The 18,832-nt window shown below is 31.4% G+C and carries 16 protein-coding genes and 1 pseudogene; 12 read left to right on the top strand and 5 right to left on the bottom strand.

The features are described from left to right. Positions 1 to 38: 38 nt before the first annotated feature. Positions 39 to 863 carry a Cof-type HAD-IIB family hydrolase gene (locus GVY01_RS02490; protein WP_017637410.1) on the bottom strand — a complete coding sequence of 275 codons (825 nt, stop codon included), beginning with the start codon at positions 861 to 863 and terminating at the stop codon, positions 39 to 41. Between the two features lie 113 nt (positions 864 to 976). Here GVY01_RS02490 and GVY01_RS02495 point away from each other — a divergent pair, with 113 nt between their 5' ends. The 4 genes from GVY01_RS02495 (at position 977) to GVY01_RS02510 (ending at position 7,196) form a co-directional block, all read left to right on the top strand. Continuing rightward, positions 977 to 1,285, top strand: coding sequence for a metal-sulfur cluster assembly factor (locus GVY01_RS02495; RefSeq protein ID WP_017637409.1), 309 nt, complete (start codon positions 977 to 979; stop codon positions 1,283 to 1,285). A 493-nt stretch (positions 1,286 to 1,778) separates the two neighbouring features. Next, positions 1,779 to 3,581, top strand: a complete 1,803-nt coding sequence (locus GVY01_RS02500; RefSeq protein ID WP_159333627.1) for an acyltransferase family protein — start codon at positions 1,779 to 1,781, stop codon at positions 3,579 to 3,581. 300 nt (positions 3,582 to 3,881) lie between these two features. Beyond that, a complete protein-coding gene (clpB, locus tag GVY01_RS02505) occupies positions 3,882 to 6,488 on the top strand; it encodes an ATP-dependent chaperone ClpB (protein WP_017637407.1) in 2,607 nt (868 codons plus the stop codon). 192 nt (positions 6,489 to 6,680) lie between these two features. Then, positions 6,681 to 7,196, top strand: a complete 516-nt coding sequence (locus tag GVY01_RS02510) for a YbhB/YbcL family Raf kinase inhibitor-like protein (RefSeq protein ID WP_017637406.1) — start codon at positions 6,681 to 6,683, stop codon at positions 7,194 to 7,196. 73 nt (positions 7,197 to 7,269) lie between these two features. Here the strand turns inward: GVY01_RS02510 and GVY01_RS02515 are convergent, their stop codons facing one another. Continuing rightward, positions 7,270 to 7,464: a YjzD family protein gene (locus GVY01_RS02515; RefSeq protein ID WP_017637405.1), complete on the bottom strand. Its 195-nt coding sequence runs from the start codon at positions 7,462 to 7,464 to the stop codon at positions 7,270 to 7,272. A 313-nt stretch (positions 7,465 to 7,777) separates the two neighbouring features. Between GVY01_RS02515 and GVY01_RS02520 the strand changes: the two genes are divergently transcribed. Further along, positions 7,778 to 8,719, top strand: coding sequence for a beta-ketoacyl-ACP synthase III (locus GVY01_RS02520; RefSeq protein ID WP_017637404.1), 942 nt, complete (start codon positions 7,778 to 7,780; stop codon positions 8,717 to 8,719). Between the two features lie 11 nt (positions 8,720 to 8,730). Continuing rightward, positions 8,731 to 9,972: a beta-ketoacyl-ACP synthase II gene (fabF, locus tag GVY01_RS02525; protein WP_159333628.1), complete on the top strand. Its 1,242-nt coding sequence runs from the start codon at positions 8,731 to 8,733 to the stop codon at positions 9,970 to 9,972. A gap of 44 nt (positions 9,973 to 10,016) precedes the next feature. Here the strand turns inward: fabF and GVY01_RS02530 are convergent, their stop codons facing one another. Then, positions 10,017 to 10,391, bottom strand: a complete 375-nt coding sequence (locus GVY01_RS02530; protein ID WP_026083492.1) for a DUF3899 domain-containing protein — start codon at positions 10,389 to 10,391, stop codon at positions 10,017 to 10,019. A 208-nt stretch (positions 10,392 to 10,599) separates the two neighbouring features. Here GVY01_RS02530 and opp3b point away from each other — a divergent pair, with 208 nt between their 5' ends. The 5 genes and pseudogenes from opp3b to GVY01_RS02555 all read left to right on the top strand — a co-directional run bounded on the left by opp3b (position 10,600) and on the right by GVY01_RS02555 (position 16,292). Continuing rightward, positions 10,600 to 11,526: an oligopeptide ABC transporter permease gene (opp3b, locus tag GVY01_RS02535; protein WP_046466517.1), complete on the top strand. Its 927-nt coding sequence runs from the start codon at positions 10,600 to 10,602 to the stop codon at positions 11,524 to 11,526. After that, positions 11,526 to 12,584 carry an oligopeptide ABC transporter permease gene (gene opp3C / locus GVY01_RS02540; protein WP_017637401.1) on the top strand — a complete coding sequence of 353 codons (1,059 nt, stop codon included), beginning with the start codon at positions 11,526 to 11,528 and terminating at the stop codon, positions 12,582 to 12,584. Before opp3b ends, opp3C begins: the two co-directional genes overlap by 1 nt. An 18-nt stretch (positions 12,585 to 12,602) precedes the next feature. Further along, on the top strand, positions 12,603 to 13,682 hold the full coding sequence (locus GVY01_RS02545) for an ABC transporter ATP-binding protein (protein WP_017637400.1): 1,080 nt from the start codon (positions 12,603 to 12,605) through the stop codon (positions 13,680 to 13,682). After that, positions 13,675 to 14,614, top strand: a pseudogene (locus GVY01_RS02550) (ABC transporter ATP-binding protein); the annotation flags it as partial. The gene GVY01_RS02545 and the pseudogene GVY01_RS02550, both read left to right, overlap by 8 nt. A 22-nt stretch (positions 14,615 to 14,636) precedes the next feature. Further along, complete coding sequence (locus tag GVY01_RS02555) at positions 14,637 to 16,292, top strand: peptide ABC transporter substrate-binding protein (RefSeq protein ID WP_159333629.1); 1,656 nt, start codon at positions 14,637 to 14,639, stop codon at positions 16,290 to 16,292. Positions 16,293 to 16,368: 76 nt separating this feature from the next. Here the strand turns inward: GVY01_RS02555 and GVY01_RS02560 are convergent, their stop codons facing one another. Together GVY01_RS02560 and trpS are read right to left on the bottom strand one after the other, a co-directional pair. Further along, positions 16,369 to 16,860 carry a GNAT family N-acetyltransferase gene (locus GVY01_RS02560; RefSeq protein WP_159333630.1) on the bottom strand — a complete coding sequence of 164 codons (492 nt, stop codon included), beginning with the start codon at positions 16,858 to 16,860 and terminating at the stop codon, positions 16,369 to 16,371. 97 nt (positions 16,861 to 16,957) lie between these two features. After that, positions 16,958 to 17,947 carry a tryptophan--tRNA ligase gene (gene trpS / locus GVY01_RS02565; protein ID WP_017637396.1) on the bottom strand — a complete coding sequence of 330 codons (990 nt, stop codon included), beginning with the start codon at positions 17,945 to 17,947 and terminating at the stop codon, positions 16,958 to 16,960. 289 nt (positions 17,948 to 18,236) lie between these two features. On the opposite strand from trpS, the gene spxA reads away from it, so the two are divergent. Next, on the top strand, positions 18,237 to 18,632 hold the full coding sequence (gene spxA, locus GVY01_RS02570) for a transcriptional regulator SpxA (RefSeq protein WP_002450775.1): 396 nt from the start codon (positions 18,237 to 18,239) through the stop codon (positions 18,630 to 18,632). Positions 18,633 to 18,832: the final 200 nt, after the last annotated feature.

Consider the following 18,832-nt stretch of genomic DNA (forward strand, 5'->3'; position numbering starts at 1 on the left):
CATAGTATATCTATCTCAGATGTGTTGAAACGCTATTCTTATGAATAATAACGTATATTCAAATCAAAGAAATTATTTAAATATCTTCCAATACCATCTTCATTATTACTAAATGTAGTTTCATCAGCAATATCCTTAAGTTCTTGAAGACCATTGTCCATAGCAATACCATATTGTGCGTATTTAATCATTTCGATGTCATTATCTTCATCACCAAAAGCAATAATATGTTCTGGTTCAATATTTAAAAATTGTCTAACTTGGTCAATACCACGAGCTTTATTAATACCGCGTTTAACAATTTCAATAACAGGAAATGGTGCACCCCAACGACGGTGTTCAATATTTTCAGCATAAAACTGTGTTAATTTATCTTTGATTTCTGGAATTTTGCTTTCTTCTGCTTCTACTAATAGAGATGTTGGTGCTTCGTTAAGTTGTTCTAATAAATTACCAGTTTGTATTCTAGGATTTCCCATTGAGAAACCTTCAAATAAACGAGGATCATGGTTGTTAATAAACACATAATCTTTTACTTCAGCAATAATATTAGTTACATGAAATTGCTGTAATTTTTCGATAATATTTTTAGAAATATCAACATCTAAAACTTCATGTATTGTATTAAAATCGTTTGATTTAGGATGATGTACATACGCACCATTAAAGTTTACGACCGGCGTATCCATATTTAATTCATGATAATACATTTGACTGGCACGATATGGACGGCCTGTAGCAATCATGATTGAATGACCACGTTGTTGTAATTCTGTTAAAACTTGTTTTGTATAATTAGAAATTTCTTTATTATCATTTAATAATGTTCCATCTAAGTCTAAGCAAATTAAATGAGGCTGCATAACGTTCTCCTTATGTCGTAATAATATATTGTAGTTGTATCATAGCATTTTATTGGCGTTTTGTCGGATATTTGATATATTAGTATAAAGAAAAATGTAGAGAGGTGATACTAATGGAAGAGGCATTAAAAGATAGTATCCTAGGAGCTCTAGAAATGGTAATCGACCCTGAATTAGGTATTGATATTGTTAATTTAGGATTAGTATATAAAGTTGATGTAGATGACGAAGGACTTTGTACTGTTGAGATGACATTAACTTCTATGGGTTGTCCTTTAGGACCGCAAATTATTGATCAAATTAAAACTGTATTAGCAGAAATTCCAGAAATTCAAGATACTGAAGTTAATATCGTATGGAATCCACCTTGGAATAAAGATATGATGTCTAGATACGCGAAAATTGCTCTAGGTGTTGGTTAATCTAATTCTGATAATAAGAATGGTTATGTAGTAATATACACATTGCGTGTATACATTACATACCATTCTTTTTTATGTTGTCTAAATTAGAGATGGCAAATTAAAATGAATTAAATTTGAAAATTTATGCTATCTAAACGATAAGAAACCAATATTCTGAAAATAAAAATGTATTTATTAATAAATTTAAAAAAATCCAATCGTCATTAAATAAATAATATTCAATTGCTATTTAAATTGAATTTATATTACGGTTGTATTACAATAATTAAGACTAATTGTAACTTGAATGCAATAAATTTAAGTAATAAATAAGTTGTTGCAAGTTTATTTTAACCAAATCATTATTAGTCATAAGATTTATCAAGTTGTTTTAATTATTTCTCAATAAGTAATGAAACTTAGATTAAATACAAGATACATGACTATTTTAATATAAAACTTAAACTACTATGAATATTCGAAAATGATTTGATGGGGAAGAAAGTGAAATATGAATAAGGAATATAAAAGCACTAGAAATAGGGGAAAGAAATTAAGATATATGCCTGGTTTAGATGGTTTAAGAGCAATTGCTGTTATCGGCATTATTATTTACCATTTAAATAAACAATGGTTAACAGGCGGATTTTTAGGTGTAGATACATTTTTTGTTATTTCAGGTTATTTAATAACGAGCTTATTATTAAAAGAATACGAAGAAAATGGCATAATCAATTTAAAGAATTTTTGGTTACGTCGTTTGAAAAGGTTAGTTCCAGCTGTATTAGCGCTATTATTAGTAGTTGGTATAGCCACATTACTTTTTAAATCAGAAGAGATAGTTAGAGTAAAACATGATATTATTGCTGCAATATTTTATGTTTCAAATTGGTGGTATATCGCTAAAGATGTTAACTATTTTGAACAATTCTCTTTTATGCCACTTAAACACTTATGGTCATTAGCTATTGAAGAACAGTTTTATTTAGTTTTTCCAATAGTTTTAATTACTTTATTACTAACTTTAAAGAAATACCGTAATGTGACGCTCATTTTTTGGATCATTTCATTATTATCACTTATGTTAATGATTATCATTTCAGAGCCACATCTGAACCATTCAAGAGTATATTTTGGTACAGATACGCGTTTACAAACATTATTATTGGGTGTCATATTGGCATTTTTATGGCCACCATTCAAATTAAAAGCACAACCTCCTAAAGCGTTACAGCGTGCAATAGATATAGTAGGTATATTAGGATTGGCATTTTTAATTCTATTATTTGTAACTGTTCAAGACGAAAGTGACTGGATTTATAATGGTGGATTTTATATTATTTCTGCGATGACTTTATTTATCATTGCTAGTGTGGTGCATCCAGCAACATTTGTGTCTAAACTATTAGGTAATACTTTGTTTGTATACATAGGTAAACGGTCTTATAGTTTATATTTATGGCACTTTCCGATTATTAGTTTTATTCATAGCTATTATATTGATGGACAAATTCCTTTATATGTCTACATTATAGATATTGTTTTAACATTTGTTTGCGCTGAGTTGTCATATCGTTATGTAGAAACGCCATTCAGAAAACAAGGTTTAAAGGCATTTACTTTGAAACGTAAGTATAAACCTGCACTTATTAGAACGATTACGATTATTATTTTAATTATTCCATTTGCTTTTATTATGATTGGTTCATTTGATGGATTAGGTAAAGATAAAATTAATCATAAGTCCAATTCATTTAACACAGATTTAGAAGATAAGTATTTAATTAGAATGATTCCTATTGATAAAATTGGTCAAAATGGAAAAAATGATACAGATGTAGATACAGATATTAGTCCATTATTAATAGGTGACTCAGTAATGGTAGACATAGGAGAAACTTTTAAAGACAGTGTACCAAAAGCTAAAATTGATGGTAAAGTTGGTAGAAATTTATATCAAGCGATTCCATTAGCAGAACAAAATTATTCTCATTATAATAAAAAATCTGATCAAGTTGTATTAGAATTAGGTACTAATGGCGATTTTAATAAAGAACAGCTTGATGATTTAATTAGTAAATTTGGTAAAGCTCAAATTTATTTAGTCAATACACGAGTACCAAGAGGTTATGAAAATCATGTTAATAAGCTAATGGCTGATGCAGCAAAAGATAAGAGTAATGTGACTTTAATTGATTGGTATAAAAGATCAGAGGATCATAAAGAGTACTTTGCACCTGATGGCATTCATTTAGAAAATAGTGGCGTAAAAGCACTTACTGACGAAATTTTAAAACATATTAAAAAGAAATAATCTAATCAAATAATGGAGTAGTATTGAAAGATGTTTATTAAACTAAACGTACTCAATACTACTTCTTTGTTTATTATTTGAAAATATGTCAATTCAATACTTAAAGAGGTTTTTAGATTGATTTTTTAAGTATTATCTATTCAAATTTCAATTGATTAAAATTAATAAAAATTTTAGGTTCAAGTTGTTGATTAATTTTAAAAAGAGGACTATAATATAGTTAAGGTCAAAGAAAGTCAAAGTCAAAAATAAACTTTGATAAATGAATGACTGACTCTAAATAAATAGAGGTGAAAACAATTGGATATAAATAAAATGACTTTTGCTATTCAAGGCTCATTACAAAGAGCAATTGAATATAGTAAAGAATTTGAATTACAAAATATAGAAATAGAAGCAATACTAAAAGCAACATTAAACGAAAGTGAAAGTTTATTTAAAAGTGTGTTAGAACGTGCAAATATTGACGTAGACCAATTAGAAAAAGCTTATGATAAGAAGTTAAAATCTTATCCAACTGTTCAAGGTGATAATGTTCAATATGGACAATATATCAGTTCTAAAGCAAACGAATTAATGAACAAATCTGAAACTTACATGAATGATTATGATGATGAATTCATTTCAATGGAACATGTTTTAAGAGCAGCTATGGACATTGATCAAACAACTAAAGAATTCATAGGTAATAAATCTGAAGTTATCAAAGAAATTATAAATAAAATAAGAGGGGGAAATCATGTGACTAGCCAGAACCCAGAAGTAAATTATGAAGCATTAGAAAAATATGGCCGTGACTTAGTAGAAGAAGTGCGTCAAGGTAAAATGGATCCTGTCATTGGCCGTGACGAGGAAATACGTAATACGATTCGTATTTTAAGCCGTAAAACAAAAAATAATCCAGTACTTATAGGTGAACCAGGTGTAGGTAAAACAGCAATAGTTGAAGGTTTAGCTCAACGAATTGTTAAAAAAGACGTGCCTGAATCATTATTAGACAAAACTATTTTCGAGCTTGATTTAAGTGCCTTAGTTGCAGGTGCAAAATTCCGAGGAGAATTCGAAGAACGTTTGAAAGCAGTACTTAAAGAAGTTAAAGAATCTGATGGTAGAATAATCCTATTTATTGATGAAATTCATATGTTAGTAGGCGCAGGTAAAACAGACGGTGCTATGGATGCCGGCAACATGTTAAAACCTATGTTAGCACGTGGTGAATTACATTGTATTGGTGCTACAACATTAAATGAATATAGAGAGTATATTGAAAAAGATTCTGCCTTAGAACGTCGTTTCCAAAAAGTAGGCGTAAGCGAACCAGATGTTGAAGATACAATTTCAATCCTACGTGGTTTAAAAGAACGTTACGAAGTATATCATGGTGTACGTATTCAAGACCGTGCTTTAGTTGCAGCAGCAGAATTATCTGATAGATATATTACTGACAGATTCTTACCGGATAAAGCGATTGACTTAGTCGACCAAGCTTGTGCAACTATTCGTACAGAAATGGGCTCAAATCCTACTGAATTAGACCAAGTCAATAGACGTGTAATGCAGTTAGAAATAGAAGAAAGTGCATTAAAAAACGAATCAGATAATGCAAGTAAACAACGACTCGAAGAACTTCAAGAAGAATTATCTAATGAAAAAGAAAAACAAGCCTCATTACAATCTCGTGTTGAACAAGAAAAAGAAAAAATTGCTAAATTACAAGAAAAACGTGCTGAATTGGATGAAAGTAGAAAAGCTTTAGAAGATGCGCAAACTAATAATAATCTTGAAAAAGCAGCAGAATTACAATATGGTAAAATACCTCAATTAGAAAAAGAATTAAAAGAATTAGAAGATGTCTTCCAAGATGAGCAAGGTGAAGATAACGACAGAATGATTCGTGAAATCGTTTCTGACGAAGAAATTGGAGATATCGTAAGTCAATGGACTGGTATCCCAGTATCAAAACTAGTAGAAACTGAAAGAGATAAATTACTGCACTTAGGTGATATTTTGCATAAACGTGTAGTAGGTCAAGATAAAGCAGTAGATTTAGTTTCTGATGCTGTAGTACGTGCCAGAGCAGGTATCAAAGACCCTAATAGACCAATTGGTAGTTTCTTATTCTTAGGACCAACTGGTGTAGGTAAAACTGAATTAGCTAAATCATTAGCAGCGTCATTATTTGATTCTGAAAAACACATGATCAGAATCGACATGAGTGAGTATATGGAAAAACATGCTGTGTCTAGATTAATTGGTGCCCCTCCAGGCTATGTAGGTCATGATGAAGGTGGTCAATTAACTGAAGCGGTAAGACGTAACCCATACTCAGTTATCTTACTTGATGAAGTGGAAAAAGCCCACAGTGATGTATTTAACGTATTACTTCAAATTTTAGATGAAGGTCGATTAACTGATTCTAAAGGTAGAAGCGTTGATTTTAAAAATACAATTATTATTATGACAAGTAATATTGGCTCACAAGTATTGTTAGATCAAGTATCTGAAACAGGTGATATTAGTGAATCTACTGAAAAAGCTGTTATGGATAGCTTACATGCATACTTCAAACCAGAAATTTTAAACCGTATGGATGACATCGTATTATTCAGACCATTATCAGTTGACGATATGAGTATGATTGTCGATAAAATTATTGGTAACTTGAATATAAGATTAGTAGATCAAAGAATAACTATTGAAGTAACTGAAAAAGCGAAAAAATGGTTAGGTGAAGAAGCTTATGAACCTCAATTTGGTGCAAGACCATTGAAACGATTTGTACAAAGACAAATTGAAACACCATTAGCACGTATGATGATTAAAGAAAACTTACCAGAAGGTACTAAAATATATGTAGATTTAGATGAAAACAATGAACTAACATTTGATGTTAACAAACCTGAATAATAAATAACTAAAACCAAGAATTTGAACGTAAGTTCATCTTCTTGGTTTTTTGTTTGTGATGTAAAAGGTGGATTTTAGTATTTAAAAGTATGGATTGATTCACATATTGAACTAAACAAATGATGCATATACTTTAATTAGTTAATTTATAATATAATAAAAATAACAGTAATCATTCGAGGAGTGAACATCATGAAAATCAACACAGAATTTAAAAACAATTTTATCCCATATGCCTATGCAGCTGGCGCAAATGAAAGTGACATAATCAATGGCAATCCAATCAAATCATTTCCTTTTGAAGTGACTGAACTTCCTAAAGATACTCAATATCTTGCTTGGTCATTAATAGACTATGATGCTATTCCAGTTTGTGGATTTGCCTGGATTCATTGGAGTGTAGCAAATCTTAAAGTTTCAAATTCAAATATTTCTGTAAAAGAAGATTTCTCTAGAATTACGACTGACGGTATTCAAGGAAAGAATAGTTTCACAAGTGGCTTATTAGGAGAAGATTTCTCAGCAATTGATAAGTATTATGTAGGACCCACACCTCCTGACAAAGATCATCAATATGAATTAACAGTTTATGCATTAAAAGAAAAATTAGATTTAGATAATGGATTTTATTTGAATGACTTTTTAAAACAAGTAAACAAACATAAAATTGACGAAACAAGTGTACAATTGACGGGGAGAAAAATTTAAAAATAGTAAATTTATGATATAAATTATAAAAAAACTGGTAGCAACTGTATAAAAGTCTGCTACCAGTTTTTACTTATTCGTATTGTTCAGATTTATTTTTAGGACTAATTATTGCACCTAAAATAGCAGTTGTTATTGTAAATATAACTGCCATAATGATAGGTGAAACAACATTTAAGCTGTTACCTTCACCATTTAAACTGTTCAATACGAAATTGACCATTTGTAATAAAACGAATGCCCAAAAGAATGTCATGAGGTATTTCATTGCATGCAACCTCCAATATAGTATATATACATATATTTTAATGGAAAAAAGATTGTTTGTATAGAGTGAATCCAAATGAGTTTGAAACAGTGGTATCAAACTTATATATGATATGATTTAATTAAAGCATTTTTGTATTAGTTGAAATTAAAAAGCTATTTAAATGACGGTATTTAATGATTGTATAGCTAATCATATAAGTATGTGTAGAGATAGCAGCTATTCAATTAGATTTCTATATACTTGAGTTTAAAATGAAAAATATGTTAAATTAATACCTGGTATTAAAAATTTATTAAGAAGGTGTACAACCATGGATGTGGGTATTAAAGGTTTCGGGGCATACGCTCCAGAAAATATTGTAGACAATGCCTATTTTGAACAATTTTTAGAAACATCAGATGAATGGATTTCTAAAATGACTGGAATCAAAGAAAGACATTGGGCTAATGAAGATCAAGATACATCAGATTTAGCTTACGAAGCTAGTGTAAAAGCAATTAAAGATGCTGGTATTCAACCAGAAGATATAGATATGATTATAGTAGCGACTGCGACAGGTGACATGCCATTCCCAAGTGTTGCTAATATTTTACAAGAACGTTTAGGTACAGGAAAAGTACCTACAATGGATCAGTTAGCAGCTTGTTCTGGTTTTATGTATTCAATGATTACTGCTAAACAATATATTCAATCAGGTGATTATAAAAATATACTAGTAGTAGGCGCAGATAAATTATCTAAAATTACTGATTTAACTGACCGTTCTACAGCTGTCTTATTTGGCGATGGCGCTGGTGCAGTTGTTATTGGCGAAGTATCAGAAGGTCGTGGTATTATTAGTTACGAAATGGGATCTGATGGTAGTGGCGGAAAATACTTATATTTAGATAAAGAAACTAAGAAATTAAAAATGAATGGTCGTGAAGTATTTAAATTTGCTGTAAGAATAATGGGCGATGCGTCAACACGTGTTGTTGAAAAAGCAGGTTTAACTTCAGAAGATATCGATTTATTTGTACCTCATCAAGCAAATATAAGAATTATGGAATCAGCTCGTTTAAGATTAGGTATTGAACCTGAAAAAATGAGTGTATCTGTTAATAAATACGGTAATACATCTGCTGCTTCAATACCGTTAAGTATTAATCAAGAGTTACAAAATGGTAAAATTAAAGATGACGATACGCTAGTTTTAGTAGGTTTCGGTGGCGGACTTACTTGGGGTGCAATGGTTATTAAATGGGGAAAATAGGAGGATAACTAATGAGTGAAAATAATAGAGTTGTTATTACTGGTATCGGAGCCTTATCTCCAATCGGTAACGATGCTGAAACAACATGGCAGAATGCACTAAAAGGAGTTAATGGTATCGATACTATTACAAGAATTGATACTGAAAATTATAATGTGCATCTAGCAGGCGAATTAAAAGATTTTAATGTAGAAGATTTTATTGATAAAAAAGAAGCACGTCGTATGGATAGATTTACGCAATATGCAGTTGTTGCTGCTAGAGAAGCAGTACAAGATTCCCAGTTAGACGTTAAAGCGAATGCAAATCGTATTGGTGTGTGGATTGGTTCAGGTATCGGAGGAATGGAAACATTCGAAAAAGCCCATACTCAATTAGTTGAACGCGGACCAAGACGTGTAAGTCCATTCTTCGTGCCAATGTTAATTCCAGATATGGCGACAGGACAAGTATCTATTGATTTAGGTGCTAAAGGTCCAAGTGGCTCAACTGTAACTGCTTGTGCAACAGGAACTAACTCAATTGGTGAAGCATTTAAAATCATTCAACGTGGTGATGCGGACGCAATGATAACTGGTGGTACGGAAGCTCCTATTTCACATATGGCTATTGCTGGTTTCAGTGCGAGTCGTGCATTATCTACAAATGATGATAAAGAAACGGCTTGCCGTCCATTCCAAGAAGGCAGAGATGGCTTTGTTATGGGTGAAGGTGCAGGGATTGTAGTTATAGAATCTCTTGAATCTGCAAAAGCACGTGGTGCTAAAATTTATGCAGAAATTGTGGGCTATGGTACAACAGGTGATGCTTACCATATTACTGCACCAGCGCCAGAAGGTGAAGGCGGTTCTAGAGCAATGCAAGCAGCACTTGATGATGCGGGCATTGAAGCAAAAGATATTCAATATTTAAATGCGCATGGTACAAGTACTCCAATGGGTGACTTATACGAAGTACAAGCTATCAAGAATACTTTTGGTGATGCAGTTAATACATTAAAAGTTAGCTCAACAAAATCTATGACAGGTCATTTACTTGGCGCAACTGGTGGTATTGAAGCGATTTTCTCTGCTTTATCAATTAGAGATTCAAAAATTGCTCCAACGATTCATGCAGAAACACCTGATCCAGAATGTGATATAGATTATGTGCCTAATGAAGCTCAAGACTTAGAAATTACACATGCAATGAGTAATAGTTTAGGTTTTGGTGGACATAACGCAGTACTGATTTTCAAAAAATTCGAAGACTAAAATATACAAAACGCAAGTGTCGGCTTAATGTGACACTTGCGTTTTTAAATAGTGAAAGAAACAATAATAGTGACGATAACTAACAATATATTAATACAAAGACTAGGGAGCACCCATGAGGAAATCATGTAGTGTTCCTTTTTTGCGCTTTTAGGATTAAAAAACGCATCATCTTTCATACTTTTCTTTTTCGAATTAGATGAAAGTTGGTATGTTAAACGTCGAAAACCATAACTAGTGACATCGAATATGCCTTCCTGTACTAAAAGAATAATAAACAATAGTATGAAAGAAATTAAAGATACATAAAATAAGACGTTAATATAATCAGTCCATGTATGAGAAGTCCAAATCCAAAATAGAAAAGATATGATGACTGTTATAAATAACGGTAATAAATAATTTTTTATCGATTTCAATAAAACCACTCCGATTAAGTATTGTCTATAGTTTAACTCAACCAAATTATTCTGAAAACAAAAAAATATATTTTTATAAAATGATTGCTTTATTGCATTAACGCAAAACTATATTGATTTTATATGCATTGTAAATATATAATACTAGTTAAGTATTCAGAAAATTTTGAAGGGAATGTCAATTTTGAAAATAATCGGGAGGAATTAGATGGGAAAATACATATTTAAACGATTAGGATATATGTTTTTATCGTTGTTTATTATTATTACAATTACTTTTTTCTTAATGAAAATGATGCCGGGATCACCGTTTAATGATGCTAAGTTAAATGCTGATCAAAAAGCAATTTTAAATGAAAAATATGGATTAAATGATCCGGTAGCTGTACAATACGTACATTATTTAAAAAATGTAGTAACTGGGGACTTTGGTTATTCATTCCAATATCATAATCAACCAGTTTGGGAACTTATTAAACCTAGATTATTACCATCATTTGAGATGGGTATTACAGCAATGATTATTGGAATTATTTTTGGTTTGGTATTAGGGGTTGCGGCAGCAACAAAACAAAATACATGGGTTGATTATACGACAACAGTAATTTCAGTTATAGCAGTTTCAGTACCATCATTTGTATTAGCAGTATTATTACAATACGTTTTTGCAGTTCGTTTGAGATGGTTTCCAGTAGCTGGATGGGAAGGTTTTTCTACAGCAGTATTACCGTCACTTGCTTTATCAGCAGTAGTTTTAGCAACTGTTGCAAGGTATATAAGGGCCGAAATGATTGAAGTGCTCAGCTCCGATTATATCCTATTAGCACGTGCTAAAGGTAATTCAACAATGAGAGTGTTATTTGGTCATGCGTTACGTAATGCATTAATTCCAATTATCACGATTTTGGTACCGATGTTAGCAGGAATTTTAACAGGGACATTAACAATTGAAAATATCTTTGGTGTACCTGGCTTAGGGGACCAATTTGTACGTTCAATAACTACTAATGATTTCCCTGTTATTATGGCAACAACAATTCTGTTTAGCACATTATTCATTGTTTCTATTTTTATAGTAGACATTTTATATGGCGTAATTGATCCGAGAATTCGTGTTCAAGGAGGTAAAAAGTAATGACAGAAAAACGAATGGATAAAGATTATTCAAATGCAGCAATGTCACATACCTCTAAAGGAGCAGTTTCTACTGATTTTGTTATTAGAGAATTAGATTTAAATCAAGAACCAGAATTACAACGCGAAAGTAAGAATTTCTGGCAAGATGCTTGGGCGCAATTAAGAAGCAATAAATTAGCAGTAGTAGGTATGATAGGTCTGATTATTATTGTGTTATTTGCATTTATTGGACCTCTGATGAGCAACAGAGATTATGCAGCTCAAAACGTAGAGCATAGAAATTTACCTGCTAAAATAGCAGTTTTAGATAAAGTACCATTCTTGCCTTTTGATGGAAAAGGGGCAGATGGTAAAGATGCATACAAAGAAGCGCATGCCAAAGATAATTATTGGTTTGGTACAGACCAACTTGGTAGAGATTTATGGACAAGAACTTGGAAAGGTACTCAAGTTTCGTTATTCATAGGCATTGTGGCAGCCCTTCTTGATATTTTTATTGGGGTTACTTACGGTGCAATATCAGGGTTCTTTGGTGGTCGTATTGATAATGTGATGCAGAGAATTTTAGAGGTTATTGCCTCAATTCCTAACTTAATTGTCGTTATTCTTTTTGTGTTAATTTTTGAACCTTCAATTTGGACAATTATTTTAGCTATGTCTATTACTGGTTGGTTAGGCATGAGTCGTGTGGTTAGAGGTGAATTTTTAAAACTCAAAAATCAAGAATTTGTATTAGCTTCTCAAACACTAGGTGCATCAAAATTCAAACTTATATTCAAACATATTTTACCTAACACGTTAGGTGCTATTGTTGTTACTTCAATGTTTACTGTACCAAGTGCGATTTTCTTTGAAGCATTTTTAAGCTTTATCGGAATCGGTGTGCCAGCACCTCAAACTTCATTAGGTTCACTGGTAAATGATGGGCGTGCAATGTTATTAATTCATCCACATGAATTATTTATACCAGCGATTATTTTAAGTTTATTAATATTATTCTTCTATCTATTTAGTGATGGATTACGCGATGCATTTGATCCGAAAATGCGTAAATAAAGGAGGGGAGTGCAGTTTATGTCAGAAAGAATTTTAGAAGTTAATAATTTACATATATCTTTTGATATTACAGCTGGAGAAGTACAAGCTGTGAGGGGTGTGGATTTTTATCTCAACAAAGGAGAAACTTTAGCAATTGTAGGGGAATCAGGTTCTGGTAAATCTGTAACAACTAAAGCAATTACTAAACTTTTCCAAGGTGATTCTGGTCGTATTAAAGAGGGAGAAATAAACTTTTTGGGAGAAGACCTTGCGAAGAAAAGTGAAAAAGAATTAATCAAATTACGTGGTAGAGATATCTCAATGATATTCCAAGATCCAATGACATCGCTTAACCCCACAATGAAAATAGGAAAACAGGTCATGGAACCTCTAATTAAGCACAAAAAAATGAGTAAATCTGAGGCAAAACGTAGAGCGTTAGAAATTTTAAATTTGGTAGGATTGCCAAATGCTGAAAAAAGATTTAATGCATATCCGCATCAATTCTCCGGTGGCCAAAGACAAAGAATTGTAATTGCTACAGCGCTTGCTTGTGAGCCAAAAGTACTTATTGCTGATGAACCTACAACTGCATTAGATGTAACCATGCAAGCTCAAATATTAGATTTAATGAAAGAACTACAACAAAAAATTAATACATCTATCATTTTTATCACCCATGATTTAGGAGTAGTAGCCAATATTGCTGATAGAGTTGCTGTTATGTATGGTGGGCAAATGATTGAAACAGGTAATGTGGATGAAATATTTTATGGACCTAAACATCCATATACATGGGGATTATTGTCATCAATGCCTGATTTAACTACAAGCAATGAAACTGATTTAATAGCGATTCCAGGAACACCACCAGATTTATTACATCCTCCAATAGGTGATGCATTTGCACGACGTAGCCAATATGCTTTAGATATTGACTTTAAAGAAGAGGCACCATGGTTTCAGGTATCTCCAACACATTTTGTGAAATCATGGTTATTAGATGAACGTGCACCTAAAGTAGAACCGCCATTGGCAGTACAAAAGCGATTTAAAGATTTACCGAATCGTTATGAAAAACCCATCAAAGTAGAGAGGGTGGCGTTTAATGAATAATAACAAAACTAAACTTTTAGAAGTGAAACATTTAAAACAATATTTCAATCAAGGGAAAAAGAATGAAGTCAGAGCAATTGAAGATATTTCTTTCGACATTTATAAAGGTGAAACATTAGGTTTAGTTGGTGAATCTGGTTGTGGTAAATCAACAACTGGTAAAGCCATTATTAAATTAAATGATATCACTAGTGGTGAAATAATATATGACGGTATAGATATTCATAAAATTAATAAACGAAAAGATATGTTGAAATTTAACAAGAAAATTCAAATGATATTCCAAGACCCATATGCTTCATTAAACCCTCGTCTAAAAGTGATGGATATCGTTGGTGAAGGTATTGATATTCATCATTTAGCGACTGATAAACGCAATAGAAAAAAGCGTGTATATGATGCTTTGGAAACAGTAGGTTTAAGTAAAGAACATGCCAATAGATACCCGCATGAATTCTCTGGAGGACAACGCCAGCGTATAGGTATTGCAAGAGCATTAGCTGTAGAACCTGAATTTATTATTGCGGATGAACCGATTTCTGCATTAGATGTATCTATCCAAGCACAAGTTGTAAATATCATGTTGAAATTACAAAGAGAAAGAGGAATCACTTTCTTATTTATCGCTCATGACTTATCTATGGTGAAATATATTTCTAACCGAATAGCAGTTATGCATTTTGGTAAAATTGTCGAATTAGGACCAGCAGATGATATATATAACCACCCATTACATGACTATACAAAATCATTACTATCAGCTATTCCTCAACCTGATCCTGACGTTGAAAGACAAAGAAAACGTATTACATATCAACCTGATGATAACGATATTGAAAATAAACAATTGTATGAAATAAGACCAGAACACTTTGTCTTAGTCACAGAGACTGAAGCAGAAAAATTAAAACAACAAATTAATACTGCAGGATAATAAAAGGGAGGGGGATACATATGAAAAAGTGGATAACACTGATAGTAACTTTAATCATTACATCATCGATACTGTCAGGTTGTAGTAATAGTAAAAGTTTATACTCAGATGAAGGACAAGTATTTAGAAAAGTAATACCACAAGATATGACAACTTTAGATACTACAATGATTTCAGATGCAGTATCTGGTGATATAGCGGGACAGTCATTTGAAGGTTTATATTCAATGAATAAACATGATAAGGCAGAACCTGCTATTGCTACGAGCTTACCTAAGAAAAGTAAAGATGGTAAAACATTAACAGTAGACTTACGAAAAGATGCTAAATGGAGTAATGGGGACCCGGTAACAGCTGATGACTTTGTATTTGCATGGAGAAAAGTTGTTAATCCTAAAACAGCTTCAGAATTTGCATATATTATGAGTGATATAAAAAATGCTGATGACATTAATGCTGGAAAGAAACCAGTTAAAGACCTTGGAATCAAAGCATTAAATAAATATAAATTACAAATTAATTTAGAAAGACCTGTCCCATATATAAATGAATTATTAGCATTAAATACATTTGATCCTCAGAATGAAAAAGTAGCCAAAAAATATGGTAAAGCATACGGTACTACTGCTGATAAAGCAGTATATAATGGTCCATTCAAAGTAGTAAACTGGAAAGTTGAAGATAAAATTCAATTAGAAAAAAATAATCAATATTGGGATAAAAAACATGTGAAACTTGATAGAGTCAATTATAAAATTCTTAAAGATAATCAAGCTGGTGCAGCACTGTATGATACCAACTCAGTTGATGACGCAATTATTTCATCTGAGCAAGTAGACAAATATAAAAAGTCACCTGCCTTAAGAAAAAGATTAACAGCTGCAACTTTTTACATTAAATTAAATGAAAAAGAAGTACCAGAATTTAAAAATAAGCATTTGAGATTAGCAATTGCACAAGCGATTAATAGAAAAGAATATGTTGATTCTGTATTTAATGATGGTTCATTACCTTCAAGTAATTTTACTGGTTATGGAACTGCTACAACTCCAAGTGGTAAAGATTTTGCTAGTACAATTAAATCACCATTGAAATATAACAAACATGAAGCTGCAGATAATTGGAAGAAAGCTCAAAAAGAATTAGGTAAGAAAAATGTAACCTTTACTTTAAATGTTCAAGATACTCCTGTTCAAAAGATTTCAGCTGAGTTTATTAAATCTCAATTAGAGACTAATTTACCTGGTGTAGAAGTGAAAGTGAAGCAATTACCATTCAAACAAAAAATAAATCTTGAATTATCTAATAACTATCAAGCATCTTATGCTGGATGGTCACCTGACTATCCTGATCCAATGGCATTTTTAGAAATTATGAAAACTGGTAATCCTCAAAATAATACTGATTGGGGTAATAAAGAATATGACCAATTAATCAAAGATGCTAATGGAAAATTATTACAAGAACCAGAAAAGAGAAATGAAGCTTTACAACAAGCTGAAAAAATTCTATTAGAAAATGCTCCGGTTACACCAATTTATCAAAAAAGGGAAGCACATTTAACAAACCCTCAGGTCAAAGGATTGATTTACCATAAAGTAGGTCCTGATACGACATTAAAAGATGTTTATATCGATAAATCAATCGATAGAGAAACTGGTAAAAAGAAAAAATAATTAAATTAAAAATGGCGGAGAAAAGCGTATCGATACGTTTTTTCTTCGCCATTTAATTTATATCATTTATGATCAACTAATGTTTAAATTCCTTCATTAAATTAAACCATTTTATACCACCATGTTGGGAACTAGAAACCCCTTTATTGACGTAACCATTTTTTTCATAAAATGGTATCAGTTCTTCTTTACAGGTTAATGTTATACCTAAACGATGATGTGTTTTAGCTCGTTGTTCTATCTCATTTAGTAATTTACCAGCAAGACCTTGATTTCTTTGTGATTGATCAACGACTAATCCTAATATAGCTACATAACCTCCAGTTGTTGGATTCTCATCTATACTTTCAAATAAGTCATCAGTAATGAATGGTTGATTAATTACCGGTCCATTAATATAACCAACAACCTTTTCATTCAATTCAGCGATAATAAATGTATCATTAATCATTTCAATTCTTTTTATTAAAGCTGATTTTGTTGCTGCTTCTTCTGGTGTAAAACCTTGGTTTTCAATAATTAAGATTTCTTCTAAATCTTCTATTTTGGCATTTCTAAATTGATACAAAATAGCTTCCCCCTAAAATACTTTATGAAATTTTGATATAAAAGAAACCATTCAAAGTGTTAACACTTTGAATGGAAAATTAATTTTCGATAATAATTTATCTTTTACGTCCTAAGCCCATAGCTTTTTCCATTTTTTTCAACGTTTTAAATGAGGCTTTTTGAGCTTTGTCTCTACCTTTATCTAAGATATCATCGAGTTCATCAGAATTATAATAAGATTCATATTTTTCTTGGAAATCGATTAAAAATGATTTTACAATTTCTGCTAAATCACCTTTGAATTTACCATAACCCTCTCCAACGTATTTCGCTTCAATATCTTTAATTGTTTCATTAGTTAGTCCTGAATAAATAGATAATAAATTAGAAACGCCTGGTTTATTGTCACGATCAAACTTAATAACACCATCAGAATCTGTGACAGCACTTTTAATTTTTTTAGCTGCAACATTTGGTTCATCTAATAATGAGATAAAGTTCTTTTGGTTATCGTCACTTTTACTCATTTTTTTAGTAGGGTCTTGTAAACTCATAACACGTCCACCGACTTTAGGCATACGAATTTCTGGTTTAGTCAATACGTCGTTATATTTACTATTGAATCTATCTACTAAGTTACGAGTTAATTCCATATGTTGCTTTTGATCTTCTCCAACAGGAACAATATTTGTATTATAAATAACGATATCAGCTGCCATTAAAGGTGGATATGTAAGTAATCCTGCTGGTACTCCGTCAGTTCGTTTTTGCGCTTTGTCTTTAAATTGTGTCATACGTTCTAATTCACCGATTGAAGCGATTGTAGTGAGCATCCATCCAGCTTGGACATGTGCTGGTACTTCTGACTGAATAAATAGTGTTGATTTATCAGAATCAATGCCTGATGCTAAATAAATCGCAGCTAATTGTCTGATTTGTTTACGTAACTTCAAGCGGTCTTGTGGTACTGTGATAGCATGTTGGTCAACAATACAAAAGAAACATTCATAGTCATTTTGAATTTCTTCGAATTGTTTTAATGCACCTATATAATTACCAATTGTAGGTATACCACTTGGTTGAATGCCTGAAAATAATGTTTCCATATAAGATGCCTACTTTCTCAAATAATATTTACATATCATTATAACAGTATTTCTTTAAAATGTAAGTTGTGTTAAGATGAATGTATATTTAAGCATTGAAATATTTTGAGAGACTATTTTGAATTATTTCAAAATTTCTCAGAAAAATTAGGATTTTCTCATTTAATTTTAATGTTAGATGGGTATAATGTAAAATGTAAGGTTAAGAAAGCGAAAGAAACATAAATTTCTTTAATCTATAACATATTTAAAAATAACGAATGAATCCAATTATAGGAGAGTGAGATGTATGGTAACATTATTTACTTCACCAAGTTGCACATCTTGCCGTAAAGCGAAAGCATGGTTACAAGAACATGACATTCCATATACGGAGCGTAACATTTTTTCTGAACATTTAACAATTGATGAAATTAAATTAATTTTAAAAATGACTGAAGACGGAACTGATGAGATTATTTCAACTCGTTCTAAAACATACCAAAAATTGAATGTTGATATTGATTCTTTACCATTACAAGATTTATACTCAATTATTCAAGATAATCCTGGTTTACTACGTCGTCCAATTATTTTAGACGATAAACGTTTACAAGTTGGTTATAACGAAGATGAAATTAGACGTTTCTTACCAAGAAAAGTCCGTACGTTCCAATTACAAGAAGCTCAACGTTTGGTTGACTAATAACTTTAATAACTATGTGATTTAATCACTTTACTAAAAGATATTACAACAACACTATTTTTGAAATGGTGTTGTTTTTTGTATATTATAGAAGTTGAATTGAGTCATAGATAGTTGTTTTTTACCTATGAAAATGGGGAATATAACACTATAAGAACCTCATAAAAATATAGTTAAATTTAATCAAACAAATAGATTGT

Origin of the sequence: Staphylococcus sp. 8AQ, from assembly GCF_902506595.1 — a bacterium.
Taxonomy (GTDB): domain Bacteria; phylum Bacillota; class Bacilli; order Staphylococcales; family Staphylococcaceae; genus Staphylococcus; species Staphylococcus pasteuri.